This is a genomic window from Cognatiluteimonas weifangensis (genome assembly GCF_003416885.1).
Lineage (GTDB): Bacteria > Pseudomonadota > Gammaproteobacteria > Xanthomonadales > Xanthomonadaceae > Cognatiluteimonas > Cognatiluteimonas weifangensis.
In genome coordinates, this window is record NZ_QVPD01000011.1 from 46196 (window position 1) to 66033 (window position 19838).

19 protein-coding genes and 2 pseudogenes are annotated in these 19838 nt (G+C 71.8%); 10 read left to right on the plus strand and 11 right to left on the minus strand.

What is annotated here, in order from left to right:
• The first annotated feature begins 22 nt into the window (after positions 1 to 22).
• Entirely contained in the window at positions 23 to 886 is an 864-nt protein-coding gene (asd, locus tag D0Y53_RS10275; RefSeq protein ID WP_117203161.1) for an archaetidylserine decarboxylase, read from the plus strand.
• 144 nt (positions 887 to 1030) lie between these two features.
• Here asd and D0Y53_RS10280 read toward each other — a convergent pair whose 3' ends face one another.
• Positions 1031 to 2605 carry a transglycosylase SLT domain-containing protein gene (locus tag D0Y53_RS10280; RefSeq protein ID WP_117203163.1) on the minus strand — a complete coding sequence of 525 codons (1575 nt, stop codon included), beginning with the start codon at positions 2603 to 2605 and terminating at the stop codon, positions 1031 to 1033.
• Positions 2606 to 2755: 150 nt separating this feature from the next.
• Here D0Y53_RS10280 and D0Y53_RS10285 point away from each other — a divergent pair, with 150 nt between their 5' ends.
• From D0Y53_RS10285 to greB, 3 genes are read left to right on the plus strand one after another with little or no spacing between them, the layout of a single operon-like run.
• The gene (locus D0Y53_RS10285) at positions 2756 to 4282 is read left to right on the plus strand and encodes a helicase HerA-like domain-containing protein (RefSeq protein ID WP_117203165.1); all 1527 of its coding nucleotides are present in this window, start codon (positions 2756 to 2758) and stop codon (positions 4280 to 4282) included.
• A 47-nt stretch (positions 4283 to 4329) separates the two neighbouring features.
• A complete protein-coding gene (locus tag D0Y53_RS10290; protein ID WP_117203166.1) occupies positions 4330 to 4824 on the plus strand; it encodes a copper resistance protein NlpE in 495 nt (164 codons plus the stop codon).
• A 7-nt stretch (positions 4825 to 4831) separates the two neighbouring features.
• A complete protein-coding gene (greB, locus tag D0Y53_RS10295; protein ID WP_117203168.1) occupies positions 4832 to 5347 on the plus strand; it encodes a transcription elongation factor GreB in 516 nt (171 codons plus the stop codon).
• Here the strand turns inward: greB and D0Y53_RS10300 are convergent.
• The 4 genes from D0Y53_RS10300 to rimO all read right to left on the minus strand — a co-directional run bounded on the left by D0Y53_RS10300 (position 5310) and on the right by rimO (position 9270).
• Entirely contained in the window at positions 5310 to 5786 is a 477-nt protein-coding gene (locus D0Y53_RS10300; protein WP_117203170.1) for a low affinity iron permease family protein, read from the minus strand. The genes greB and D0Y53_RS10300 overlap by 38 nt on opposite strands.
• Positions 5787 to 5855: 69 nt before the next feature.
• A complete protein-coding gene (locus D0Y53_RS10305; RefSeq protein WP_117203172.1) occupies positions 5856 to 6626 on the minus strand; it encodes a molybdopterin-dependent oxidoreductase in 771 nt (256 codons plus the stop codon).
• Entirely contained in the window at positions 6619 to 7473 is an 855-nt protein-coding gene (locus D0Y53_RS10310; protein ID WP_199492044.1) for a cytochrome b/b6 domain-containing protein, read from the minus strand. The genes D0Y53_RS10305 and D0Y53_RS10310 overlap by 8 nt, the downstream gene beginning before the upstream one ends.
• 441 nt (positions 7474 to 7914) lie before the next feature.
• Positions 7915 to 9270 carry a 30S ribosomal protein S12 methylthiotransferase RimO gene (gene rimO, locus D0Y53_RS10315; protein ID WP_117203174.1) on the minus strand — a complete coding sequence of 452 codons (1356 nt, stop codon included), beginning with the start codon at positions 9268 to 9270 and terminating at the stop codon, positions 7915 to 7917.
• A gap of 88 nt (positions 9271 to 9358) precedes the next feature.
• Here rimO and D0Y53_RS10320 point away from each other — a divergent pair, with 88 nt between their 5' ends.
• From D0Y53_RS10320 to D0Y53_RS10330, 3 genes are read left to right on the plus strand one after another with little or no spacing between them, the layout of a single operon-like run.
• The gene (locus D0Y53_RS10320) at positions 9359 to 10024 is read left to right on the plus strand and encodes a dienelactone hydrolase family protein (protein WP_117203175.1); all 666 of its coding nucleotides are present in this window, start codon (positions 9359 to 9361) and stop codon (positions 10022 to 10024) included.
• Between the two features lie 20 nt (positions 10025 to 10044).
• On the plus strand, positions 10045 to 10476 hold the full coding sequence (locus D0Y53_RS10325) for an HIT family protein (RefSeq protein WP_117203258.1): 432 nt from the start codon (positions 10045 to 10047) through the stop codon (positions 10474 to 10476).
• Between the two features lie 8 nt (positions 10477 to 10484).
• Positions 10485 to 10787, plus strand: coding sequence for a hypothetical protein (locus D0Y53_RS10330; RefSeq protein WP_117203176.1), 303 nt, complete (start codon positions 10485 to 10487; stop codon positions 10785 to 10787).
• Between the two features lie 20 nt (positions 10788 to 10807).
• Here D0Y53_RS10330 and dcd read toward each other — a convergent pair whose 3' ends face one another.
• Together dcd and apbC are read right to left on the minus strand one after the other, a co-directional pair.
• Complete coding sequence (dcd, locus tag D0Y53_RS10335; RefSeq protein WP_117203178.1) at positions 10808 to 11383, minus strand: dCTP deaminase; 576 nt, start codon at positions 11381 to 11383, stop codon at positions 10808 to 10810.
• Between the two features lie 10 nt (positions 11384 to 11393).
• Entirely contained in the window at positions 11394 to 12461 is a 1068-nt protein-coding gene (gene apbC, locus D0Y53_RS10340; protein WP_117203180.1) for an iron-sulfur cluster carrier protein ApbC, read from the minus strand.
• Positions 12462 to 12616: 155 nt separating this feature from the next.
• On the opposite strand from apbC, the gene D0Y53_RS10345 reads away from it, so the two are divergent.
• The 3 genes from D0Y53_RS10345 (at position 12617) to rnfB (ending at position 15764) form a co-directional block, all read left to right on the plus strand.
• Complete coding sequence (locus D0Y53_RS10345) at positions 12617 to 13060, plus strand: DUF2147 domain-containing protein (protein ID WP_117203182.1); 444 nt, start codon at positions 12617 to 12619, stop codon at positions 13058 to 13060.
• Between the two features lie 133 nt (positions 13061 to 13193).
• Positions 13194 to 15302 (plus strand): methionine--tRNA ligase, encoded by a 2109-nt coding sequence (metG, locus tag D0Y53_RS10350; RefSeq protein WP_117203184.1) that lies wholly within the window; start codon positions 13194 to 13196, stop codon positions 15300 to 15302.
• Between the two features lie 42 nt (positions 15303 to 15344).
• Positions 15345 to 15764 carry an Rnf electron transport complex subunit RnfB gene (gene rnfB / locus D0Y53_RS10355; RefSeq protein WP_117203186.1) on the plus strand — a complete coding sequence of 140 codons (420 nt, stop codon included), beginning with the start codon at positions 15345 to 15347 and terminating at the stop codon, positions 15762 to 15764.
• 162 nt (positions 15765 to 15926) lie between these two features.
• On the opposite strand, the gene D0Y53_RS10360 is transcribed toward rnfB, so the two are convergent.
• The 4 genes and pseudogenes from D0Y53_RS10360 to mutL all read right to left on the minus strand — a co-directional run.
• Positions 15927 to 16805, minus strand: coding sequence for a TraB/GumN family protein (locus D0Y53_RS10360; protein ID WP_233511750.1), 879 nt, complete (start codon positions 16803 to 16805; stop codon positions 15927 to 15929).
• A gap of 197 nt (positions 16806 to 17002) precedes the next feature.
• Complete coding sequence (locus D0Y53_RS10365; protein ID WP_117203191.1) at positions 17003 to 17950, minus strand: DUF1684 domain-containing protein; 948 nt, start codon at positions 17948 to 17950, stop codon at positions 17003 to 17005.
• Between the two features lies 1 nt (position 17951).
• A pseudogene (locus tag D0Y53_RS13290) lies at positions 17952 to 18644 on the minus strand (DNA mismatch repair MutL family protein); the annotation flags it as partial.
• A gap of 98 nt (positions 18645 to 18742) precedes the next feature.
• Positions 18743 to 19769 (minus strand): annotated as a pseudogene (gene mutL / locus D0Y53_RS13295) (DNA mismatch repair endonuclease MutL); the annotation flags it as partial.
• Between the last annotated feature and the right edge of the window lie 69 nt (positions 19770 to 19838).

Genomic DNA, 19838 nt, shown 5'->3' on the forward strand with positions numbered 1-19838 from the left:
CGCGGGCCCGGCCGCAGCGCGCATGAGCCCGTTCACCGCGCTCAGCCACGTGCTGCCGCAGCGCCTGCTGTCGTCGCTGGCGCGGCGCCTGGCGTACTCGCGCAACCGCGCGCTGAGCCAGTGGCTGATCGGTGCGGTGACGCGCCGCTTCGGCGTCGACCTGGCCGAAGCTGCCGAGCCCGACCCGCGCGCCTATCCCAGCTTCAACGCCTTCTTCACCCGTGCGCTGAAACCCGGCGCGCGCACGCCCGACCCGAACCCGCGCGCGCTGCTGCTGCCGGCCGACGGCCGCATCAGCCAGTGCGGCGCGATCGTCGCCGACACCGCCGGCCCCGGCCGGATCTTCCAGGCCAAGGGCCGCTCGTTCACCACCGCCGAGCTGCTCGGCGACGCCGATGCCGCCGCGTTGTTCGACGGCGGCCTGTTCGCCACCGTGTACCTGTCGCCGAAGGACTACCACCGCGTGCACATGCCCTGGCGCGGGCGCCTGCGCGAGACCGTGCACGTGCCCGGGCGGCTGTTCTCGGTGGGGCCGGACGCGGTGGCCGCGGTGCCGCGGCTGTTCGCGCGCAACGAGCGCCTGGTGTGCCATTTCGACTGCGATTTCGGCCCGCTGGCGGTGGTGATGGTGGGCGCGCTGCTGGTCTCGGGCGTGGAAACCGTGTGGGGCGGCGTCGAGATCCCGCCCTACGGCGGACCGGTGACGACCCGCGACTACCGCGGCGAGGACATCGTGCTGGAACGCTTCGCCGAGATGGCGCGCTTCAACTACGGTTCCACCGTGATCGTGCTGCTGCCGCGGGGCGTGGCGACGCTGGCGCCCGGGCTGGACGCCGAATCGCCGGTGCAGCTCGGCCAGCGACTGGCGACGCTCGCCTCGCCCTAGCGGCCGCCTCCCCGCGCGTCGCGACGCAGCCGGATCGCGGCTGACGCCACCTGTACAACCGCCGGCATCGCAACGAGGTAGTCGCGACGCGGGACGATCGCGGCTGACGCTGCTGCTGCGGAACCGTTGCGGCCGGCGCCGCGCCTATTGCCGGCAGCCTTCCAGCTTCAGCCGTTGCCCCGGCCGGATCGCGTAGCGCGGTGCCTTGATGTCGTTGGCCCTGGCCAGCTCGCCGGTGCTGCACTGGAACTTGCGCGCGATCGCGGTCAAGGTCTCGCCGCGCTGCACGCTGTAACGGCGCGGCTGCATCGGTGCCGGCCGGCCGCTGGCGGAGGTCGTGGCGGCCGCGGTGGTCATCGGGCCCGCGGCTCCGCCGTCGGGCAGTTGTTCGACCGCGCCCATGCGCACGATCGCCGCGCCCGGGTCGCTGCGCACCAGTTGCTGCGCCAGCGTCGCGCGCGGGCCCTGCACGCAGTAGCGGCCGTAGAGACCGACGATCCGGCTGGTGGCGTTGAGCGTGGTGCCGGCCGGCAGCCAGCTGTCGGCCTGGTAGCGCGGGTTGAGGTTGCGCAGCGCGCGCATGTAGCCCTCGCGGGTGCCGCGGTTGCCCAGGCAGATGGTCAACTCGTAGATCGAGGCCGGCTGCTGCAGCCGCAGCGGCGCCGGCCTGGCGTCCACCCGCGGGAAGCTCAGCCCGTACTGCTTCGGGTGCAGGAACAGCCACGCCGCGGCGATCACCATCGGCACGTAGTCGCGGGTCTCCGGCGGGAACTGGTTGTAGACGTCGGCATTCCAGAAGCCGCGGCCGCCGCTGCCCTGGTACACGCGCAGCGCGCGGCCCTCGCCGCCGTTGTAGGCGGCCAGCGCCAGCTCGATGCTGCGGTTGAGCTCGCCCATGCGCTCGTTGAGGTAGGCGGCGCTGGCTTCGGCCGCGGCGCGCGGGTCGTAGCGGGTGTCGAAGCCGGTGCCGTCCACGCCCAGGCCGAAGCGCTTGCCGGTGGCGTACATGAACTGCATCGGCCCGGCGGCGCCGGCGCGCGAGGTCGCGTGCACCTTGCCGTTGGACTCCTTGGCCATGATCCCGAACAGCAGCGCCTCCGGCAGCCCGGCGCGCTCGTAGGACGGCCACATCAGCTGGCGCAGGTATTCGTAGTTCTCGTAGCTGGCCAGCAGCTGTCCGCGCATGTCGGTCAGCCAGCGGCGGATGCCGGCCTGCACCGCCGGGTTGTACTGCACCATGGCGTCGAAGCGGTGGCTGCGGTCGTCCAGCAGCGAGGCCGCGCGCGCGGCTTCGGGCACGTCGCCGGCGAGGCTGCCGCTGCGCCCGGGCCCGGCGTGGTCGGGGTCGGCGTCCTGCGGATCGAAGTCGTCCTCGTCGTCGCCGGTCGCAGCCTCGCCATCGGCGGCCAGCTTGAGCAGGCGCTTGTAGGTGGTCAGCAGGGTCGGTACCTGGCAGCCGCGCTGGCGGCCGCAAGCGGCGACCGCGTCTTCCATGTCCTCCAGTGCGGCGTCGCTCTCCTGCTGCCCGTCCGGATCGTTGTTGCCGATCTTCACCAGCGCGGCGCGGTAGCGGGCTTCGGCCGCGGCCATGCTGGCGTGGATGGCGTCGACGCCGGCCTGGTCGCGACGCGACAGCGCGGCCGCTTCCGACGCCGGGGCCAGCCAGGCGAACAGCAGCGCAAGGGGGGCCAGACGCAGGAAAACGGCGGAAAAAGTCATTGCGGCCACGACAGCAGGGGGTAGTGGCAGGGTAGCCCGCGCTCCGGCGCCGCGGCAACCGCGTGCGCACGCAGCCGCGCACGCGCGCCTGCCGGCGTCCGCGGCTCCTACAATCGATAGAATCGGCACATCCCTCCGGAAGGATTGCGCATGGACCCCATCCTCGTCGGCAAGGCCGTCACCACGCCCGACGCGCTGGCGGAAAACCGCGGCCTGGTGCAGTTGCTGCCCAAGTACGGCAACCATCACGGCCTGGTCGCCGGCGCTACCGGCACCGGCAAGACGGTGACGCTGATGACGCTGGCGGAGGGATTCTCGCGGATCGGGGTGCCGGTGTTCCTGGCCGACGTCAAGGGCGACGTCGCCGGCCTCGCCGTCGCCGGGACGCCGAACGACAAGCTGCAGGCGCGGATCGCGCAGATCGGGATCGACGATTACCGGCCCGAAGGCGCGCCGACGATCTTCTGGGACCTGTACGGCAAGCTCGGGCATCCGATCCGCACCACGGTCAGCGAGATGGGCCCGCTGCTGCTGTCGCGGATCCTGGAGCTCAACGACACCCAGTCGGGCGTGCTCGACATCGTGTTCAAGCTGGCCGACGACCGCGGCCTGCTGCTGCTGGACCTGGAGGACCTGCGCGCGCTGCTCGGTCTGGTCGCCGCCGAGCGCCGCGACATCGGCACGTCCTATGGCCTGGTCAGCACGCAGTCCATCGGCGCGATCCAGCGCGCGCTGCTGCGGCTGGAGCAGGAAGGCGGCGGCCACTTCTTCGGCGAGCCGGCGCTGGAACTGGCCGACCTGATGCGCACCACGCCCGACGGCCGCGGCGTGGTCGGGATCCTCGCCGCCGAGCAGCTGATCCTGAAGCCGCGGCTGTATTCGAGCTTCCTGCTGTGGCTGATGTCGGAACTGTTCGAGACGCTGCCGGAAGTCGGCGACCTGGACAAGCCCAGGCTGGTGTTCGTGTTCGACGAGGCGCACCTGCTGTTTGACGACGCGCCGCCGGCGCTGCGGCAGCGGATCGAGCAGGTGGTGCGGATCATCCGCTCCAAGGGCGTGGGCGTGTATTTCTGCTCGCAGTTCCCCGACGACGTGCCCGACGACATCCTCGGCCAGCTCGGCAACCGCGTGCAGCACGCGCTGCGCGCCTTCACCCCGCGCGACCAGAAGGCGGTGCGCACCGCCGCCGAGACCTTCGTCGCCAACCCGGCGCTGGACGTGGCCGCCACGATCGGCCAGCTCGGCGTCGGCGAGGCGCTGGTGTCGATGCTGCGCGACAAGGGCGTGCCGATGCCGGTGGAGCGCACGCTGATCGCCCCGCCGCGCTGCCGCATGGGCGCGATCACCGAGCACGAGCGCGCGCAGGTGCGCGCCGGCAGCCCGGTCGGCGGCAAGTACGACCGCGCCGTGGACCGCGAGTCGGCGGCCGAGATGCTGGCGAAGAAAGCCGAAGCCGCCACGGCCAAAGCCGAGGCTCCGGTGGCGCAAGACGCCGCGACCGACGCCGCCGAAGACGGCGGCATCGGCCGCAAGGTCAGCGAATGGATGTGGGGCACCAGGCGCCGCCAGGGCGCGGTCGAGACCATGACCAAGCAGGCCGCGCGCACCGTCGGCAACCAGATCGGCCGGCAGATCCTGCGCGGCGTGCTGGGCAACATTTTCGGCGGTCGGCGCTGAGCCGGCCGCCCATTCCTCAACCGTTCCCGTTCCCGGAGGTGCCACCGATGCCACGCCTGCTTTTCGCCATCCTGCTCCCGCTGGCCCTGGCCGCCTGCCAGCGCGAAACGCCGGCGCCCGAGCCGGCCGCGGTCGCGCCGAGCGCCGCCGAACCCGTGGTCGAGGCCGCGGTCGAAACCACGCTGGCGCAGGCCGGCGTACAGCCCGGGCCCGGCGCCATCGACGTCAAGGCGTTCGCCGGCAAGTTCAGCGGCGCCCTGCCCTGCGCCGACTGCCCCGGCATCGACGAAACCCTGGAGCTCGGCGCCGACGGCGCCTTCACCCTCACCGACGTCTATCGCGAGCGCCCGCAAGGCACCTTCACCCTGCAGGGCACCTGGTCGACCGAGGCCGACGGCAAGCGCATCCGCCTGGATCCCGGCAGCAAGACCGAGGCCGACCGCCTCTACGCGATCGCCGACAACGACACGCTCGCGCCGCTGGACGCCGATGGCCAGGCCATCGCCGGCACGCCGGACCTGCGCCTGACGCGCGGCAAGTAGGCCGGTCTTGGGACGCTGGCGCCCCCCCGCCGCAGGCAGCACCGCGCTGGTCACCCCGCAGGGCCACGCGCGGCTGAAGGCCGAACTCGACGAGCTGTGGCGCCTGCGCCGCCCGGAGGTGGTGAAAGCGCTCGCCGCCGCCGCCGCCGAGGGCGATCGCTCGGAGAACGCCGAGTACAGCTACCGCAAGAAGCAGCTCGGCGAGATCGACCGCCGCGTGCGTTACCTGAGCAAGCGGCTGCAGGTGCTGCGCGTGGTCGACACCGTGCCGACCGACCCCGGGGCGGTGTTCTTCGGCGCCACGGTGAAACTGGAGAACCTCGCCAGCGGCGAGGTCGCGCGCTACCGCATCGTCGGCCCGGACGAGACCGACGCGAAACGCGGCCACATCAGCATCGATTCGCCGCTGGCGCGGGCACTGCTGAAAAAACGCGTGGACGACGAATTCGAGGCGGTCCTGCCCGGCGGCGCCGCGCGCTTCGCGATCATCGCCGTGGCTTACGGCGACGGCGACGGCGGCTGACAGGCGTGGTGGCGCCGGAGTCGGCGCCATCGAGGTCGGGCGTGCCGGCCTCGGCAGCGCCTTCCGGCCCGGCTTCGCGCGCCTTGCGCGCCAGGCGCTCGTAGCGGTCCTGGAATTCCTGCAGGTCCCGCTCCTCCAGCTCCTCCAGGTCCAGCAGCGCGTTGTGCGCGCCCTGGGTGGCGCGGATCAGCTCGTCGAGCTTGATCTGCAGCGCCCGGGTGTCGCGGTTCTGGGTGTTCTGGATCAGGAACACCATCAGGAAGGTGACCACGGTGGTGCCGGTGTTGATCACCAGCTGCCAGGTGTCGCTGAAGCCGAACAGCGGCCCGGTGAGCGCCCACGCCAGCACCACCCCGGCGGCCAGCGCGAAACACAGCGGCCGCCCGGTGAAGTACGAGGCCGCCTTGGCCGTGCGGGTGAACCAGCCGAGCTTGCGCATGGCGCGTCTCCGGGGCGATGCCGCCAGTGTGCCGGGCGCGCGCGAAGGCCGCGTCAGCGCCGCGGCCGCTCAGATGCCGCCGTACCAGTCGTAGTCGCGGTCCTCCCAGTAGCCGCCGCGGCCGCCGACGATCGCGCCGTAGCCGGCCACGACCTCGACGGTATGCACGTACTTGGGCTGCTTGTAGCCGAGCTTGCGCTCGATCCGCATCCGCAGCGGCGCGCCGTTGGCGACGGGCAGCGGGGCGTCGTTGAGCGCGTAGGCGGCGAGCGTCTGCGGGTGGTAGGCGTCCAGCAGGTCGACGCTCTCGTAATAGCGCGAGCCGTCGCCGGCCAGGTCGTCGAAGCAGTGGAACACCACGAAGCGCGCCCCGGGCCGGGGCCGGGCCAGGTCGAGCAGCTGCGCCAGCGGCACCCCGCGCCACTTGCCGATCACGCTCCAGCCCTCGACGCAGTCGTGGCGGGTCACCTGGGTGCGCGCCGGCAGCGCGCGCAGCGCGTCCAGGGAGAACTGCAGCGGCCGCTCGACCAGGCCGTCGATGCGCAGCCGATAGCCGCGGAAACCGTCGGCCTTGAGCGCCAGGTACTCGGGCGTGCGCGGATCGATCGAGCCGTTGGGGCGGAACTGCGGCGAGAGCATCGATTCCGGGAATTCCGTCGCCAGCCGGTCGCCGCTCAACAGTCGCTGGCTGTGCAGGGTCAGCGGCTCGGCCAGCGCCAGCAGGTCGACGAAACGTCGGCTGCGCGAGAGCGCGTCGCAACCGGCCAGCAGGCCCGCCCCGGCGCCGGCGATGGCCCCGCGCAACAGGCGCCGGCGCGCGAGCAGCACGCGCTCAGTCATGGCCGGCCTCCGGCGCCCGCGGCCAGCGGATGCGGAAGCGGCCGCTGAGCATCGAGCGCAAGCCGTTCACCGGGCCGGCGTACACCACCATCAGCACGTGCACCACGGTGAACAGCACCAACAGCGCCATGACCGCGAAATGCAGCGTGCGCGCCGACTGCCGGCCGCCGATCAGCGCCAGCCAGCCGCCCAGCAGGCTGTCGAGCTGCGGCGACATCGACAGCCCGGTCAGCAGCGCCATCGGCGCCAGCCCCAGCACCACGCCGAGGTAGGCGAGTTTCTGCAGCGGGTTGTAGCGCATCGCGTCCTCGCCCAGCGGGTGGCGGAAGCGCAGGTGGTCGGCGATCGAGCGGCCGATGCCGCGCCAGTCCTCGCGCCGCATCGCCAGTTCGCGCCGCAGGTGGCCGCTGGCCAGCGACCAGCCCAGGTAGCAGGCGCCGTTGATCGCCCACAGCCAGGCGAAGAAGAAATGCCAGCGCCGCCCCAGCGCCAGCGAGCGCGGGCCGGGGATCGTCGCCCAGCCGGGGAAGCCGCGCTGGACCATGCGCCCGTCCGCGTCCGCGGACACGCCGAGCACGCCGGTGGTGTCGACGGCGACGCGGCCGACGACGGTGACGCCGCGGCCCCTGCCGTCGGCGCCGCGCACCGCGGTGATCGCCAACAACGGATGCTCGAAATCCGAGGCCACGCCCCAGTACAACGCCGGATGCGCATTGAAGATCTGCAGGCCGCTGCCGACCAGGGCCAGCAGGCAGGCGAGGTTGATCCAGTGCATCCAGCGCAAGGGCGCCCGATGCCGCAGCACCGTGCGCCATTCGTATGCCGGAGCGGGCGCAGCCATCGCCATGCCCCGATGCTACGCCCAGTCTCCGCCGCCGGAGCGGCATCGCCGCCGAGCGGTTCTTCACGCAAAAAGCTTGCCGGCTCCGTGACGGGTCCGCCGCGCCTGCGGGCCTGCCAGTCGGGGGACGCCGCAAGTTACATCCATGTAGGCTTTTCGGCGGCATCCATGCCGCCGAAACCCCCGCCCGACAGGCCCGCAGGCGCGACGCCCATGAAGACATGCGGGATCACGATCTTCGGCCGCCAAGAGTCCGGGGCAACCCTAGTGCAGCCGCCGTGAGTCCCGGCTTGCGAGGCGGGACTTTCAGCGACATGGATGTCGCTGAAAAGCCTACATGGACGTATTCACGGCGTGTCCCGCCTTGCAGGGCGGGGCTCGCGGCGGCCCTCACGGAGTCGGCAAGCCGTGGGCGAGACGAACCGCGCAGCCGCAGGCTGCTGCGTGCTATACGGCCACTTCGCCGTAGAGGTCGTGCTCGTCGCTGCCGAGGATCTCGACATCGGCGAACTGCCCCGGCTGCAGGCCCGCATCGCGGCCGTTCTGGATCTGCACCAGGCCGTCGATCTCCGGCGCATCGGCCATCGAACGCGCGATGGCGAGCTCACCATCGATGGCATCGACCAAGCAGCGCTGCACGCTGCCGACCTTGGCCTCGAGTTTCGCCGCGCTGATGTCGGCCTGGCGCTGCATGAACCGGGCCAGCCGCTCCTGCTTCACGTCGTCCGGCACCGGGTCGGGCAGCGCATTGGCCGCGGCGCCTTCCACCGGCGAATAGGCGAACGCGCCGACGCGGTCCAGCTGCGCTTCGTCGAGGAAGTCCAGCAGCGCCTCGAACTCGGCGTCGGTCTCGCCGGGGAAGCCGACGATGAAGGTACTGCGCAGGGTGAGGTCCGGGCAGATCGCGCGCCAGCGCTGGATGCGCTCCAGGGTCTTGTCCACCGCGCCCGGGCGCTTCATCAGCTTGAGGATGCGTGGGCTGGCGTGCTGGAACGGGATGTCCAGGTACGGCAGCAGCTTGCCCTCCGCCATCAGCGGGATCACGTCGTCCACGTGCGGGTACGGGTAGACGTAGTGCAGGCGCGTCCACACGCCCAGCGTGGACAGGCCTTCGCACAGCGCCTTCATCCGCGTCTCGTACACGTTGCTGCCCCACAGCCGCGGCGCGTACTTCAGGTCCACGCCGTAGGCGCTGGTGTCCTGCGACACCACCAGCAGCTCCTTGACGCCGCCGCGCACCAGCTTCTCGGCCTCGCGCAGCACCTCGTCCACCGGCCGCGAGACCAGGTCGCCGCGCATGGACGGGATGATGCAGAAGCTGCAGCGATGGTTGCAGCCCTCGGAAATCTTCAGGTACGCGTAGTGCTTCGGCGTCAGCTTGAGGCCATAGTCCGGCAGCAGGTCGACGAAGGGGTTGTGCGTCGGCGGCACCGCGGCGTGCACCGCGTCCATCACGCTGGCGTAGTCCTGCGGGCCGCTGATCGACAGCACGCCGGGGTGCGCCTGGCGGATCACGTCGGCGCGCTTGCCCAGGCAGCCGGTGACGATGACCTTGCCGTTCTCGGCCATGGCCTCGCCGATCGCATCCAGCGATTCGGCCACCGCGGAATCGATGAAACCGCAGGTGTTGACCACCACCACGTCGGCGTCGTCGTAGCTCTGTACCAGGTCGTAGCCCTCGCCCCGCAGCTGGGTCAGGATGCGCTCGGAGTCCACCAGCGCCTTGGGGCAGCCGAGGCTGACGAAGCCGACTTTGGGGCCGGCGGCGTCCGGGGCGGGGGCTGCGGGACGGGTCGGGGGCATCGGGCGCTACCGCGTGAGGGGCGCGGATTATAGTCCGGGGCTAGAATCGGATCCCGCACCGATTATTCCGCAGCCACGGGGAGTGAACATGGGCCGGGACATCGCCTTCGAGACGCCGTCCGGCAGCATCGGCGGCTGGCGCGCCGACCCGGTGGAAGCGCCGCGCGGCGCGCTGGTGGTGGTGCAGGAGATTTTCGGCGTCAACGCGCACCTGCGCAGCGTCGTCGACCATTACGCCGCCGAAGGCTATGTGGCGCTGGCGCCGGCGTATTTCGACCCGATCGAGCGCGGGGTCGAGCTCGACTACGGCCGGGACGGCGTCGCTCGCGGCAAGGCGCTGGTCGATGAACTCGGCTTCGACCGCGCCGTCGCCATCACCGCAGCGGCGGCGAAACTGCTGTGCAGCGAGGGCCTCAAGGTCGGGGTGGTCGGCTTCTGCTGGGGCGGCACCATCGCCCTGCTCGGCAACGTCCGGCTCGGGCTGCCCGCGGTCAGCTATTACGGCGCCCGCAACCTGCCGTTCCTGGACGAACCGCTGCGCGCGCCGATGCAGTTCCATTTCGGCGAGCACGACCGCTCGATCCCGCCGCAAGCCGTCGCCGCGCACCGCGCGAAACTGCCGGCGGCCGAGGTCTGGACCTACCCCGCCGGCCATGCCTTCAACCGCGACAGCGACCCGGCCGTCTACGACGCAGCCAGCGCACGCAGCGCGCACGCGCGCGCCATGGAACTGTTCGCCGGCGCGCTGGGTTGAGCGCCACGAAGGAGACCGCCATGCCCCGGCACGCCAACGCCCCGCAACGCTACGAGCTGCATCCGCAGCTGGCCGCCGATACCCATCCGGTCGCGGCCCTGGCGCTGTGCGAGCTGCGGCTGATGGACGATGCCAATTACCCCTGGCTGGTCCTGGTGCCGCGGCTGCCGCAGGCGCGCGAGCTGATCGACCTGGATGCCACGCAACGGCATGTGCTCGGCGACGAGGTCGACATCGCCGCACGCGTGCTGCGCGACGTGTTCCAGCCGCACAAGCTCAACGTCGCCGCGCTCGGCAACCTGGTGCCGCAACTGCACGTGCACGTGATCGCCCGCTACGAGCACGATCCGGCCTGGCCGGCGCCGGTCTGGGGCCGGGTCGCGGCGCGGCCGTACACGCCCGAGGCGCTGGTGGAGCGCATCGCCCAGCTGCGCGACGCGCTACGGACCTGAACGCCCGCATGAAACAGCTGCTGCTTGCCGCCCTGCTCGCCACCACGACGATGGCGACCACGTGGCCCGCGCACGCGGGCCTGTTCGACAAATCGCCGGAGCAGTCGGCCGAGGAAGCCGCGCGCGCCAACCTGGCCGCGGTCACGATCTGGGTCGATGCGAGTTGGGGCTTCCGCAACCAGGGCGCGGCCAATGCGCTGAGCCGCGCGCACCAGGCGTTCGCCAGCCGCGGCTACCAGATCGTGGACGTGGCGCCCTACATCGAGAACGGCGACCTGCAGGGCTTCTTCGTCACCTATCGGAAGCCGTAGCCGCTCGTTGGAGCAGGCGATCAGGTCCGCGGCAACGTGACCCCGGTCTGGCCCTGGTACTTGCCGCCGCGATCGCGGTAGGAAGTCTCGCAGACGTCGTCCGCGGCGGCCTGGAAGAACAGCATCTGCGCCACGCCTTCGCCGGCGTAGATCTTGGCCGGCAGCGGCGTGGTGTTGGAGAACTCCAGGGTCACGTGGCCTTCCCACTCCGGCTCCAGCGGGGTGACGTTGACGATGATCCCGCAGCGCGCGTAGGTGCTCTTGCCCAGGCACACCACCAGGGTGTCGCGCGGGATGCGGAAGAACTCCATCGTGCGCGCCAGCGCGAAGGAATTGGGCGGAATGATGCACACGTCGGCCTCGACGTCGACGAAGCTGCCCGGGTCGAACGCCTTGGGGTCGACGATGGTCGAGTTGATGTTGGTGAACACCTTGAACTCGCGCGAGCAGCGCACGTCGTAGCCGTAGCTGGAAGTGCCGTAGCTGACGATGCGGCGGCCGTCGCCGGCGGTCTTGACCTGGCCCGGCTCGAACGGCTCGATCATGCCCTGCTGCTCCGCCATGCGGCGGATCCAGCGGTCGCTCTTGATGCTCATGCGTGCTCCCCTAGACCATCGAGGCGGCGATCGACATCGCCGCGCGCGGACGCGCCGCCAGCCGCGCGGCGATCGCCCGTGCGGTGGTGCGGTAGGCCTGCGCCGCGGTCGACTCCGGCGCCGAGACCACCACCGGCACGCCGATGTCGCCCTGCTCGCGGATCGCCAGCTCCAGCGGCAGGCTGCCCAGCAGCGCCACCCCGTACTGCGTCGCCATGCGCTCGCCGCCGCCCTGGCCGAAGATGTGCTCGGCATGGCCGCACTGGCTGCACACGTGCACCGCCATGTTCTCCACCAGCCCCAGCACCGGCACCTTGACCTTCTCGAACATCTTCAGCGCCTTGCGCGCGTCCATCGTCGCCACTTCCTGCGGGGTGGTGACGACGATCGCGCCGGAGACCGGGATCTTCTGCGCCAGCGTCAGCTGGATGTCGCCGGTGCCCGGCGGCAGATCGACGATCAGGTAGTCCAGGCCCGTCTCCCCGCCCCACAGGGTCTGCTCCAGCAGCTGGGTCAGGGCCTGGGTCGCCATCGGCCCGCGCCAGATCATCGGCGTGTCGTGCTCGACCATCAGCCCGATCGACATCGCCTCGATGCCGTGCGCGCGCAGCGGCACGATCGACTTGCCGTCGGGGCTGTCCGGACGCCCGGACAGGCCGAGCATGGTGGGGATGCTGGGGCCGTAGACGTCGGCGTCGAGCACGCCCACGCGGGCGCCGTCGGCGGCCAGCGCCAGCGCCAGGTTGACCGCCGTGGTCGACTTGCCGACCCCGCCCTTGCCCGAACCGATGGCGAGGATGTTGCGGATCCGCGACGAGGGCACCACGTTGGGCTGCGGCGCGTGCGTGGCGATCCGGTGGCCGATCTCGCAGCTGGCCAGCGGCAGCGGCGCCAGCGCGGCGGCGACCGCCGCGCGCAGGGCCGCAACCGCGTCGTCGCCCAGCGGATAGCCCAGCGCCAGCGCCACCGCGGCCCCGCCTTCGCCGGCGGCGGCGCGGATGCGCGCACCGGTCTCGGACAGGCGCAGGCCGCAAGCCGGGTCGAGGACCGCGGCGATCTTCTCTTCGATCTCGTTCATGGCGTCATTGTACCGGCACCGCCGCGACCGCCGCGGCCGCGCCGTCGCGGAACGTGTCGCGCCGGGCGCGTCCATACGCGGGCGGATGCGGTATAACTCCCCCAGCCCGGGCGGCCCTTGCCATCCGGTCGTCCAGCATCCCTCGGAGGAGATCCATGCGTACCCCATTCAAGTGCGCCAAGCTGTTCGCCCTGCTGCTGCTTGCCTTGCCGTTGGCGTCTTTCGCCCAGAGCTCGCCGGAGGGCCGCTGGAAGACCATCGACGACGAAACCGGCAAGGTGAAGTCGATCGTCGAGATCACCCGCATGACCAACGGCACCCTGCAGGGCAGGGTGGTCGAGATCCTGCATTCCGACAAGGGCCCGAACCCGATCTGCGACAAGTGCAAGGGCGCCAACCACAACAAGCCGGTCAAGGGCATGACCATCCTCTGGGGCCTGAAGCCCGACGGCAACCGCTGGAGCGGCGGCACCGTGCTGGATCCGGCCAAGGGCAAGACCTACAAGTCCAAGGTCGAACTGCTCGAGGGCGGCCGCAAGCTGGGCATGTCCGGCTGCATCGCCTTCATCTGCCGGCAGCAGGTCTGGGTGCGCGAATAACCGCCGCGACCGCAGCGACCGCAACGACGCAAGGCCCGGCATCCGCCGGGCCTTGCGTTTTCCGGGCGCGCTCGCCGGGACCGGTCGGGACCGCGTGCGATAATCGCCGGTCGCCGCAAAACGCACGTCGCCCATGCCCCGCACCGCGCTCGTCACCAACGCCCTGCCCTACGCCAACGGCCCGCTGCACCTGGGCCACCTGGTGGGCTACATCCAGGCCGACATCTGGGTGCGGGCGCGACGCATGGCCGGCGACACCGTGCATTACGTCTGCGCCGACGACACCCACGGCACCCCGATCATGCTCGCCGCGGAGAAGGCCGGAACCACGCCGGAAGCTTTCATCGCCGGCATCCAGGCCGGGCACGAACGCGACTTCGCCGACTTCGGCGTCGCCTTCGACCATTACGACTCGACCCACTCCGCCGGCAACCGCGCGCTGACCGAGACGATCTACGCGAAACTCGACGCCGCCGGGCACATCACCCGACGCTCGGTCGCCCAGCTCTACGATCCGGTCAAGGGCATGTTCCTGCCCGACCGCTACGTCAAGGGCACCTGCCCCAACTGCGGTGCGGCCGACCAGTACGGCGACAACTGCGAGAATTGCGGCGCCACCTATGCGCCGACCGAGCTGAAGGCGCCGTATTCGGTGGTCAGCGGCGCCACGCCGGAGCTGCGCGAGTCCGAGCATTTCTTCTTCGAAGTCGGGCACTTCGAGGCGTTCCTGCGGCAGTGGCTGGCCGGCGATGTCGCCGTGCCCGGGGTCAAGGCCAAGCTGCAGGAGTGGCTGGACGGCGACGGCGGCCTGCGCGCCTGGGACATCTCCCGCGACGCGCCCTACTTCGGCTTCCAGATCCCCGGCCATCCGGGCAAGTACCTGTACGTCTGGATCGACGCGCCGATCGGCTACCTGGCCAGCTTCCAGGCACTGTGCGAGCGCCGCGGGCTGGCGTTCGACGACTACATCGGCGCCGACAGCCGGGCCGAGCTGCACCATTTCATCGGCAAGGACATCGTCAACTTCCACGGCCTGTTCTGGCCGGCGATGCTGCACGGCGCCGGCCTGCGCGCGCCGACGCGGCTGCACGTCAACGGCTACCTGACCGTGGACGGCGCCAAGATGTCGAAGTCGCGCGGCACCTTCGTGATGGCGCGCACCTACCTCGACAGCGGCCTGCCGCCAGAGGCGCTGCGCTACTACTTCGCGGCCAAGTCCGCCGGCGGGGTCGAGGACCTGGACCTGAACCTGGCCGACTTCGTCGCGCGGGTGAACGCCGACGTGGTCGGCAAGTTCGTCAACCTCGCCAGCCGTTGCGCCGGGTTCATCGGCAAGCGCTTCGGCGGACGGCTGGCCGGCGCGTTGCCGGAACCGGAGACCTATGCGCGCTTCGCCGCCGCGCTGACGCCGATCCGCGCGGCCTACGCGCGCAACGAGCCGGCCAGCGTGCTGCGCCAGGCGATGGCGCTGGCCGACGAGGCCAACCGCTACATCGACGAACGCAAGCCCTGGGTGCTGGCCAAGCAGGACGGCGCGGACGCCGAGTTGCAGGCGGTCTGCAGCCAGGGCCTGAACCTGTTCCGGGTGCTGGCGCTGGCGCTGGCGCCGGTGCTGCCGGCGCTGGCGCGGCAGGTGGAAACATTCCTGGACGCGCCGCTGCAACGCTGGGGCGACGCCGACGCGCCGCTGCTGGGTCACGCCATCGCCGCCTACCAGCCGCTGTTCACCCGCATCGACCCCAAGCAGATCGCCGCCATGACCGAAGCCTCGAAGGACACCCTCGCCGCCCCCGTACCGGCCCCTGCCGGCACGGCGCCGACCGCACCCGCTGCCACGCCTGCCGGTGCGGGCGCAGCGCCGGCCGCGAAGGCCACCGCCGCGAAGGCCGCGGGCGACGCCGCGCCCGCGGCAACGGTCTCCCTCGACGACTTCGCCCGGCTCGACCTGCGCATCGGCAAGGTGCTGGCCTGCGAGTTCGTGGAAGGCTCCGACAAGCTGCTGCGCTTCGAGCTCGACGCCGGCGAGCTCGGCAAGCGCCAGATCTTCTCCGGGATCCGCGCCAGCTACGGCGCGCCGGACACGCTGGTCGGCCGCAACGTCGTGTTCATCGCCAACCTGGCGCCGCGCAAGATGCGCTTCGGCGTCAGCGAAGGCATGATCCTGTCGGCCGGTGTCGACGCCGGCGCGCTGCACCTGCTGGGTGTCGACGCCGGCGCGCAGCCGGGCATGCCGGTGAAGTGACACCCCGGGCCCGCGGTCCTGCACCGCCACCCCCGACCGGACATGGCCGACACCCCCGACCTGATCGAACGCCTCGACCGCATCCTGCCGCAGACCCAGTGCGGGCAGTGCGGCTACTCCGGCTGCCGGCCGTACGCGCAGGCGCTGGCGCGCGGCGAGGCAGACATCGACCGCTGCCCGCCCGGCGGCGACGCCGGCGCCCGCGCGCTGGCGCAGGTGCTCGGGGTCGCGGCCAAGCCCTTCGACCGCAGCCGCGGCGCGCACACGCCGGCGCAGGTCGCGTTGATCGTGGAGGACGCCTGCATCGGCTGCACCAAGTGCATCCAGGCGTGTCCGGTCGACGCCATCGTCGGCGGGCCCAAACACATGCACACGGTGCTCGAGTCCCCGTGCACCGGCTGCGGGCTGTGCGTGCCCGCCTGCCCGGTGGATTGCATCGTGATGGTGCCGCCGCTGGTCTAGCGCAGGGCCATTCGCCGCCCCGGCGAATACCGGGACCCAGTGTCCCGGTCCGTCATCGCCGGCATCGGATCACGGCGTTCGCCGGGATGACTTCGGCGCATCGTTTAGGCTTTCCCCGGCAGTTTGCGCAGCGCAGTGCGCTGGCGCGACTCGCCGTTGCGCCTAGTGCGGCGTCTCGCAGGCCGCGCAGATGCGTTCGACGCGATAACCGCGCGCGCGCAGCTTCTCGACCAGGCCGTCCGCGCCCAGCAGGTGCAGCGCGCCGACCACCACCAGGGTGTCGTCGTCGCCCGGCGCCTGCAGCCGCTGCTCGATCCGCGGCAGCCAGGCGTCGTTGCGCTCGACGTTGACGTGCCGATACAGGTCCGGGTAGTCGCGCTGCATCTCGGTGGCCATGCCGTCCCACAGCGTCGCGGCATCGCCCGCGCGCCAGGCCGCATGCAATTGCTGCAATTCGCGGTCGCCCTGTTCCGACTCGCCCAGCGCCTCGTCCAGCAACTGCAGTTGCTCGGCGGCGTCCATGCCGTCGAGGAAGGCGATCTGCTGCGCGCCGGTCTCGAACCCGGCGGTCGGCTTGCCGGCCCGCCGCGCGGCGTCCGCGAAGTGGCGATCCAGGCCCAGCGCGGGATCGAGCCCGGCCCGGGTCATCGCCACGATGCTCACCGTCAGGCCGACGAACCAGGGCTCGAACATCTGCAGCGCCTGCGGCGTCAGCCCGGTGGCCTGCAGGCCGTCGGCGTTGGCGGCGAACCACGCCTGCAGCTTGCGCGCGGTGTCCGCCGGCAGCTGGCTGTCCAGGCGGGTGCCGTCCACGCGCAATGCGGCCTGGCCCATCTGCAGCGCCAGCGCCGGCGATTCCAGCTCCTCCGGCGCCATCTCGAACAGCAGCGACTCGGCATCGGCGAACGCGGCGTCGACCTCCGCCGCCAGCGGATAGTCCGTCGGCTTGAGCAGGTGGAAGGAGCCGAGCAGGTAGACGTCCGCCCCCGTGCCCGCGCCCGCGCCCTCGGCGCCGCCGGACACCTTCCACAACAGCGGCACCGGCGGCGGCGCTTGCGGTGCCGGTGCGACTGCCGCGCGCGGGGCCGCCGTCGGCGCAGCCGCCGGGGCACGCTGCGCGTGTGCCTGCGCGGGCTGCGGCGCGGACGCCGGGAGCGGCACCGAAGCATGGGCGAAGGCGGCGACCAGGGCCGCCGTGCACGATGCCAGTAACAACGCACGGAGCTGCATGGGAACCCTCAGGAATGCGGCGGTTTGGCGTAGGCCTGCTCGCCGGCGGTGATCGCCAGGTCGAGGCGGTTTTCCGGCGGCGGCAGCGGACAGGTCGCGAACGCGGTGAACGCGCACGGCGGATTGTAGGACCGGTTGAAGTCGAGCACGACCTTGCCGGCGGCGTCGGGCATCGGCGCGTACAGGAAACGCCCGGCGCCGTAGCTGCCGCGGCCGTTGGTGCGGTCGGCGAACACCAGGAACAGCTCGCCCTCGCCCTCGTCCAGCGCCTCGAGGCGGTAGGTCTTGCCGTCGCGCGTGAATTCGACCGCGCCGGGATTGGGTACCGCGTCGACGGTGCCGATGATGTTGGCGATCTCCAGCGTCTTGCCGGGCGGATGCGGCACGAAGGTGCCTTCGATTTTCCACGTCGCGTCCGCCGGCCAGTACGCCAGGCCCGCGAACCGCACCCGCGTGGGCGCATCGGCGTGCTTGACCCGCAACGCGTAGCGGCCGCCGCGCTCGATCACCGTGGCCTGGCCGCGGCCGGCGTCGAAGCCGATCACGCTCGGCCCCGCCGGCGCAGTATCCGTGCGCAGCGGCGCGGCGGCGGCGAGCGGCTGCCCGTCCAGGGTCGGCGCCGCGGCTGCGTCCGGCACGAAACGCAACTGCCCGCCCTTGAGGTCGAGCATGCCCAGGTGCTCCGGGCCCATCGCCAGGCGGATGCCGTTGTCGGCGTCGCTGCCCAGGTAATGGCTGCCCGGATCGATCCAGTGCAAGCCGATCAGGCTGGCCCAGCCGTCGGCGGCGAGCAGGCGTTCGCGGCGCTGGTCGCGCCAGGCCTGTTCGGCGCGGGCAAAGGCGGTGGCGGCGGCGGCCTGGTCCACGGTCGGTGTTCCCTCGTTGTCGTGGCGCTGGCAACCCACGACCAGGGCGATCGCGGCGGCGGCCAGCAGCAGGTGGCGGATTCGGGGCATCTCAACGTCCTCGCAGGAACCAGCGGTCGATCTCCGCCAGGCTGAAGCGGGCCCAGGTCGGGCGCCCATGATTGCATTGTCCGGAGCGTTCGGTGGCTTCCATCTCGCGCAGCAATGCATCCATTTCCGGCAGCGTCAGGCGGCGATGGGCGCGCACCGCGCCGTGGCAGGCCATGGTCGCCAGCAGTTCGTCGCGGGCGGCGGCGACGCGGCGGCTCTCGCCGTGCTCGCGCAGGTCGGCCAGCACGTCGCGCAGCAAGGCCTCGCTGTCGCCGTCGGCCAGCAAGGCCGGCACTGCGCGCAGCAGCAGCGTCTGCGGGCCGGCGCGCGACACCTCGAATCCGAGATCGGCCAGCGTCGCCGCCTCGCGTTCGGCGATCTCGGCTTCGCGCGCGGACACCGCCACGGCCTGCGGCACCAGCAGCGGCTGTCGGCGCACGCCGATGCCGTCGTGCGCGGCCTTGAGCTTCTCGTAGCCGATGCGCTCGTGCGCGGCGTGCATGTCGACCACGATCAGGCCATCCGCGGTCTCGGCCAGGATGTAGATGCCGTGCAGCTGCGCGATGGCGTGGCCGAGCGGCGGCAGGGTCGCATCGTCGGAGGCCGGCAACGCCGGCCCCGGCGCCCCGCCCGCGATCGCGCTGCGCGTGCCGTACAGGGCCGCGTAACCCGCCCGCGCCTCGTCGACCGAAGCGGCGGTGGGCGGCAGGCCCTGCAGCGCGAGCCGGGACTGCGGCATCGCGCCGGCGAACGCGTGGGACGCGGCCGCGGGCGACAACGGCTCCGCGATCGCCGCCGTGGCGCCGGCGCGGGTTTCGGCCAGCGCTTCGAGCAGCGTGCGGTAGACGAAATCGTGCACCAGCCGCGCTTCGCGGAAGCGTACCTCGTGCTTGGCCGGATGCACGTTGACGTCGACGCCGCGCGGGTCGAGTTCCAGGAACAGCACGTACGCCGGCTGGCGGCCGTGGAACAGCACGTCGGCGTAGGCCTGCTTCACCGCGTGCGCGACGCTGCGGTCGCGCACGCTGCGGCCGTTGACATACAGGTACTGCTGGTCGGCGCTGGCGCGGTTGTAGGCCGGCCGCGCGATCCAGCCGTGCAGACGCAGGCCGGCGCCGACGTGCTCGATGCGCAGGGCGTTGCGCGCGAATTCCTCGCCCAGCGTTTCCAGCAGGCGCTCGGGCGCGGTCTGCCGGGCGTCGCCGTCGAGCAATCCGAGCGCGCGGTAGCGGCGCGCGGGCTTGCCGTTGTGCGCGACCCGCAGTTCCACGTCCGGCCGCGCCAGCGCCAGCGAGCGCAGCCAGTCCTCGATGTGCCCGAGTTCGGTGCGCTCGGCGCGCAGGAACTTGCGCCGCGCTGGCACGTTGTAGAACAGGTCGCGGACCTCGACCGTGGTGCCGGGCGGATGCGGTTTCGGCGCCACCGCGCCGATGCGCCCGCCCTCCACCGGCAGCACCGCGCCGTGCTCGCTGCCGGCGCGGCGCGAGGCCAGCGCGAAGCGGCTGACCGAGGCGATCGAGGGCAGCGCCTCGCCGCGGAAGCCGAGGGTGGCGACGGCTTCCAGGTCGTCGAGCGAGGCGATCTTGCTGGTGGCATGGCGGGCGACCGCCAGCGGCAGGTCGGACGCATCGATGCCGCCGCCGTCGTCGCGCACCCGGATCAGGCGCACGCCGCCTTCCTCCAGGTCGATGTCGATCCGGCGTGCGCCGGCGTCCAGCGCGTTCTCGACCAGTTCCTTGACCACGGACGCGGGCCGCTCGACGACCTCGCCGGCGGCGATCTGGTTGATCAGGGTGTCGGGAAGTTGGCGGATCGTCACGGCGACGGCGGATTCAAGGCAGCGACCCAGGCGCCGGTGACGGCGACATCAGGCGATTTCAACCGTGAT

Bases quoted from the DNA above. Each gene is read 5' to 3' on its own strand.
- D0Y53_RS10325 (WP_117203258.1), top strand. From the start codon at position 10,045: ATGCCCCGGCACGCCAACGCCCCGCAACGCTACGAGCTGCATCCGCAG.
- asd (WP_117203161.1), top strand. From the start codon at position 23: ATGAGCCCGTTCACCGCGCTCAGCCACGTGCTGCCGCAGCGCCTGCTG.
- D0Y53_RS10285 (WP_117203165.1), top strand. From the start codon at position 2,756: ATGGACCCCATCCTCGTCGGCAAGGCCGTCACCACGCCCGACGCGCTG.
- dcd (WP_117203178.1), bottom strand. From the start codon at position 11,383: ATGAGCATCAAGAGCGACCGCTGGATCCGCCGCATGGCGGAGCAGCAG.
- D0Y53_RS10330 (WP_117203176.1), top strand. From the start codon at position 10,485: ATGAAACAGCTGCTGCTTGCCGCCCTGCTCGCCACCACGACGATGGCG.
- D0Y53_RS10310 (WP_199492044.1), bottom strand. From the start codon at position 7,473: ATGGCGATGGCTGCGCCCGCTCCGGCATACGAATGGCGCACGGTGCTG.
- D0Y53_RS10280 (WP_117203163.1), bottom strand. From the start codon at position 2,605: ATGACTTTTTCCGCCGTTTTCCTGCGTCTGGCCCCCCTTGCGCTGCTG.
- D0Y53_RS10290 (WP_117203166.1), top strand. From the start codon at position 4,330: ATGCCACGCCTGCTTTTCGCCATCCTGCTCCCGCTGGCCCTGGCCGCC.
- D0Y53_RS10320 (WP_117203175.1), top strand. From the start codon at position 9,359: ATGGGCCGGGACATCGCCTTCGAGACGCCGTCCGGCAGCATCGGCGGC.
- rnfB (WP_117203186.1), top strand. From the start codon at position 15,345: ATGGCCGACACCCCCGACCTGATCGAACGCCTCGACCGCATCCTGCCG.
- metG (WP_117203184.1), top strand. From the start codon at position 13,194: ATGCCCCGCACCGCGCTCGTCACCAACGCCCTGCCCTACGCCAACGGC.
- D0Y53_RS10345 (WP_117203182.1), top strand. From the start codon at position 12,617: ATGCGTACCCCATTCAAGTGCGCCAAGCTGTTCGCCCTGCTGCTGCTT.
- D0Y53_RS10300 (WP_117203170.1), bottom strand. From the start codon at position 5,786: ATGCGCAAGCTCGGCTGGTTCACCCGCACGGCCAAGGCGGCCTCGTAC.
- apbC (WP_117203180.1), bottom strand. From the start codon at position 12,461: ATGAACGAGATCGAAGAGAAGATCGCCGCGGTCCTCGACCCGGCTTGC.
- D0Y53_RS10305 (WP_117203172.1), bottom strand. From the start codon at position 6,626: ATGACTGAGCGCGTGCTGCTCGCGCGCCGGCGCCTGTTGCGCGGGGCC.
- D0Y53_RS10365 (WP_117203191.1), bottom strand. From the start codon at position 17,950: ATGCCCCGAATCCGCCACCTGCTGCTGGCCGCCGCCGCGATCGCCCTG.
- rimO (WP_117203174.1), bottom strand. From the start codon at position 9,270: ATGCCCCCGACCCGTCCCGCAGCCCCCGCCCCGGACGCCGCCGGCCCC.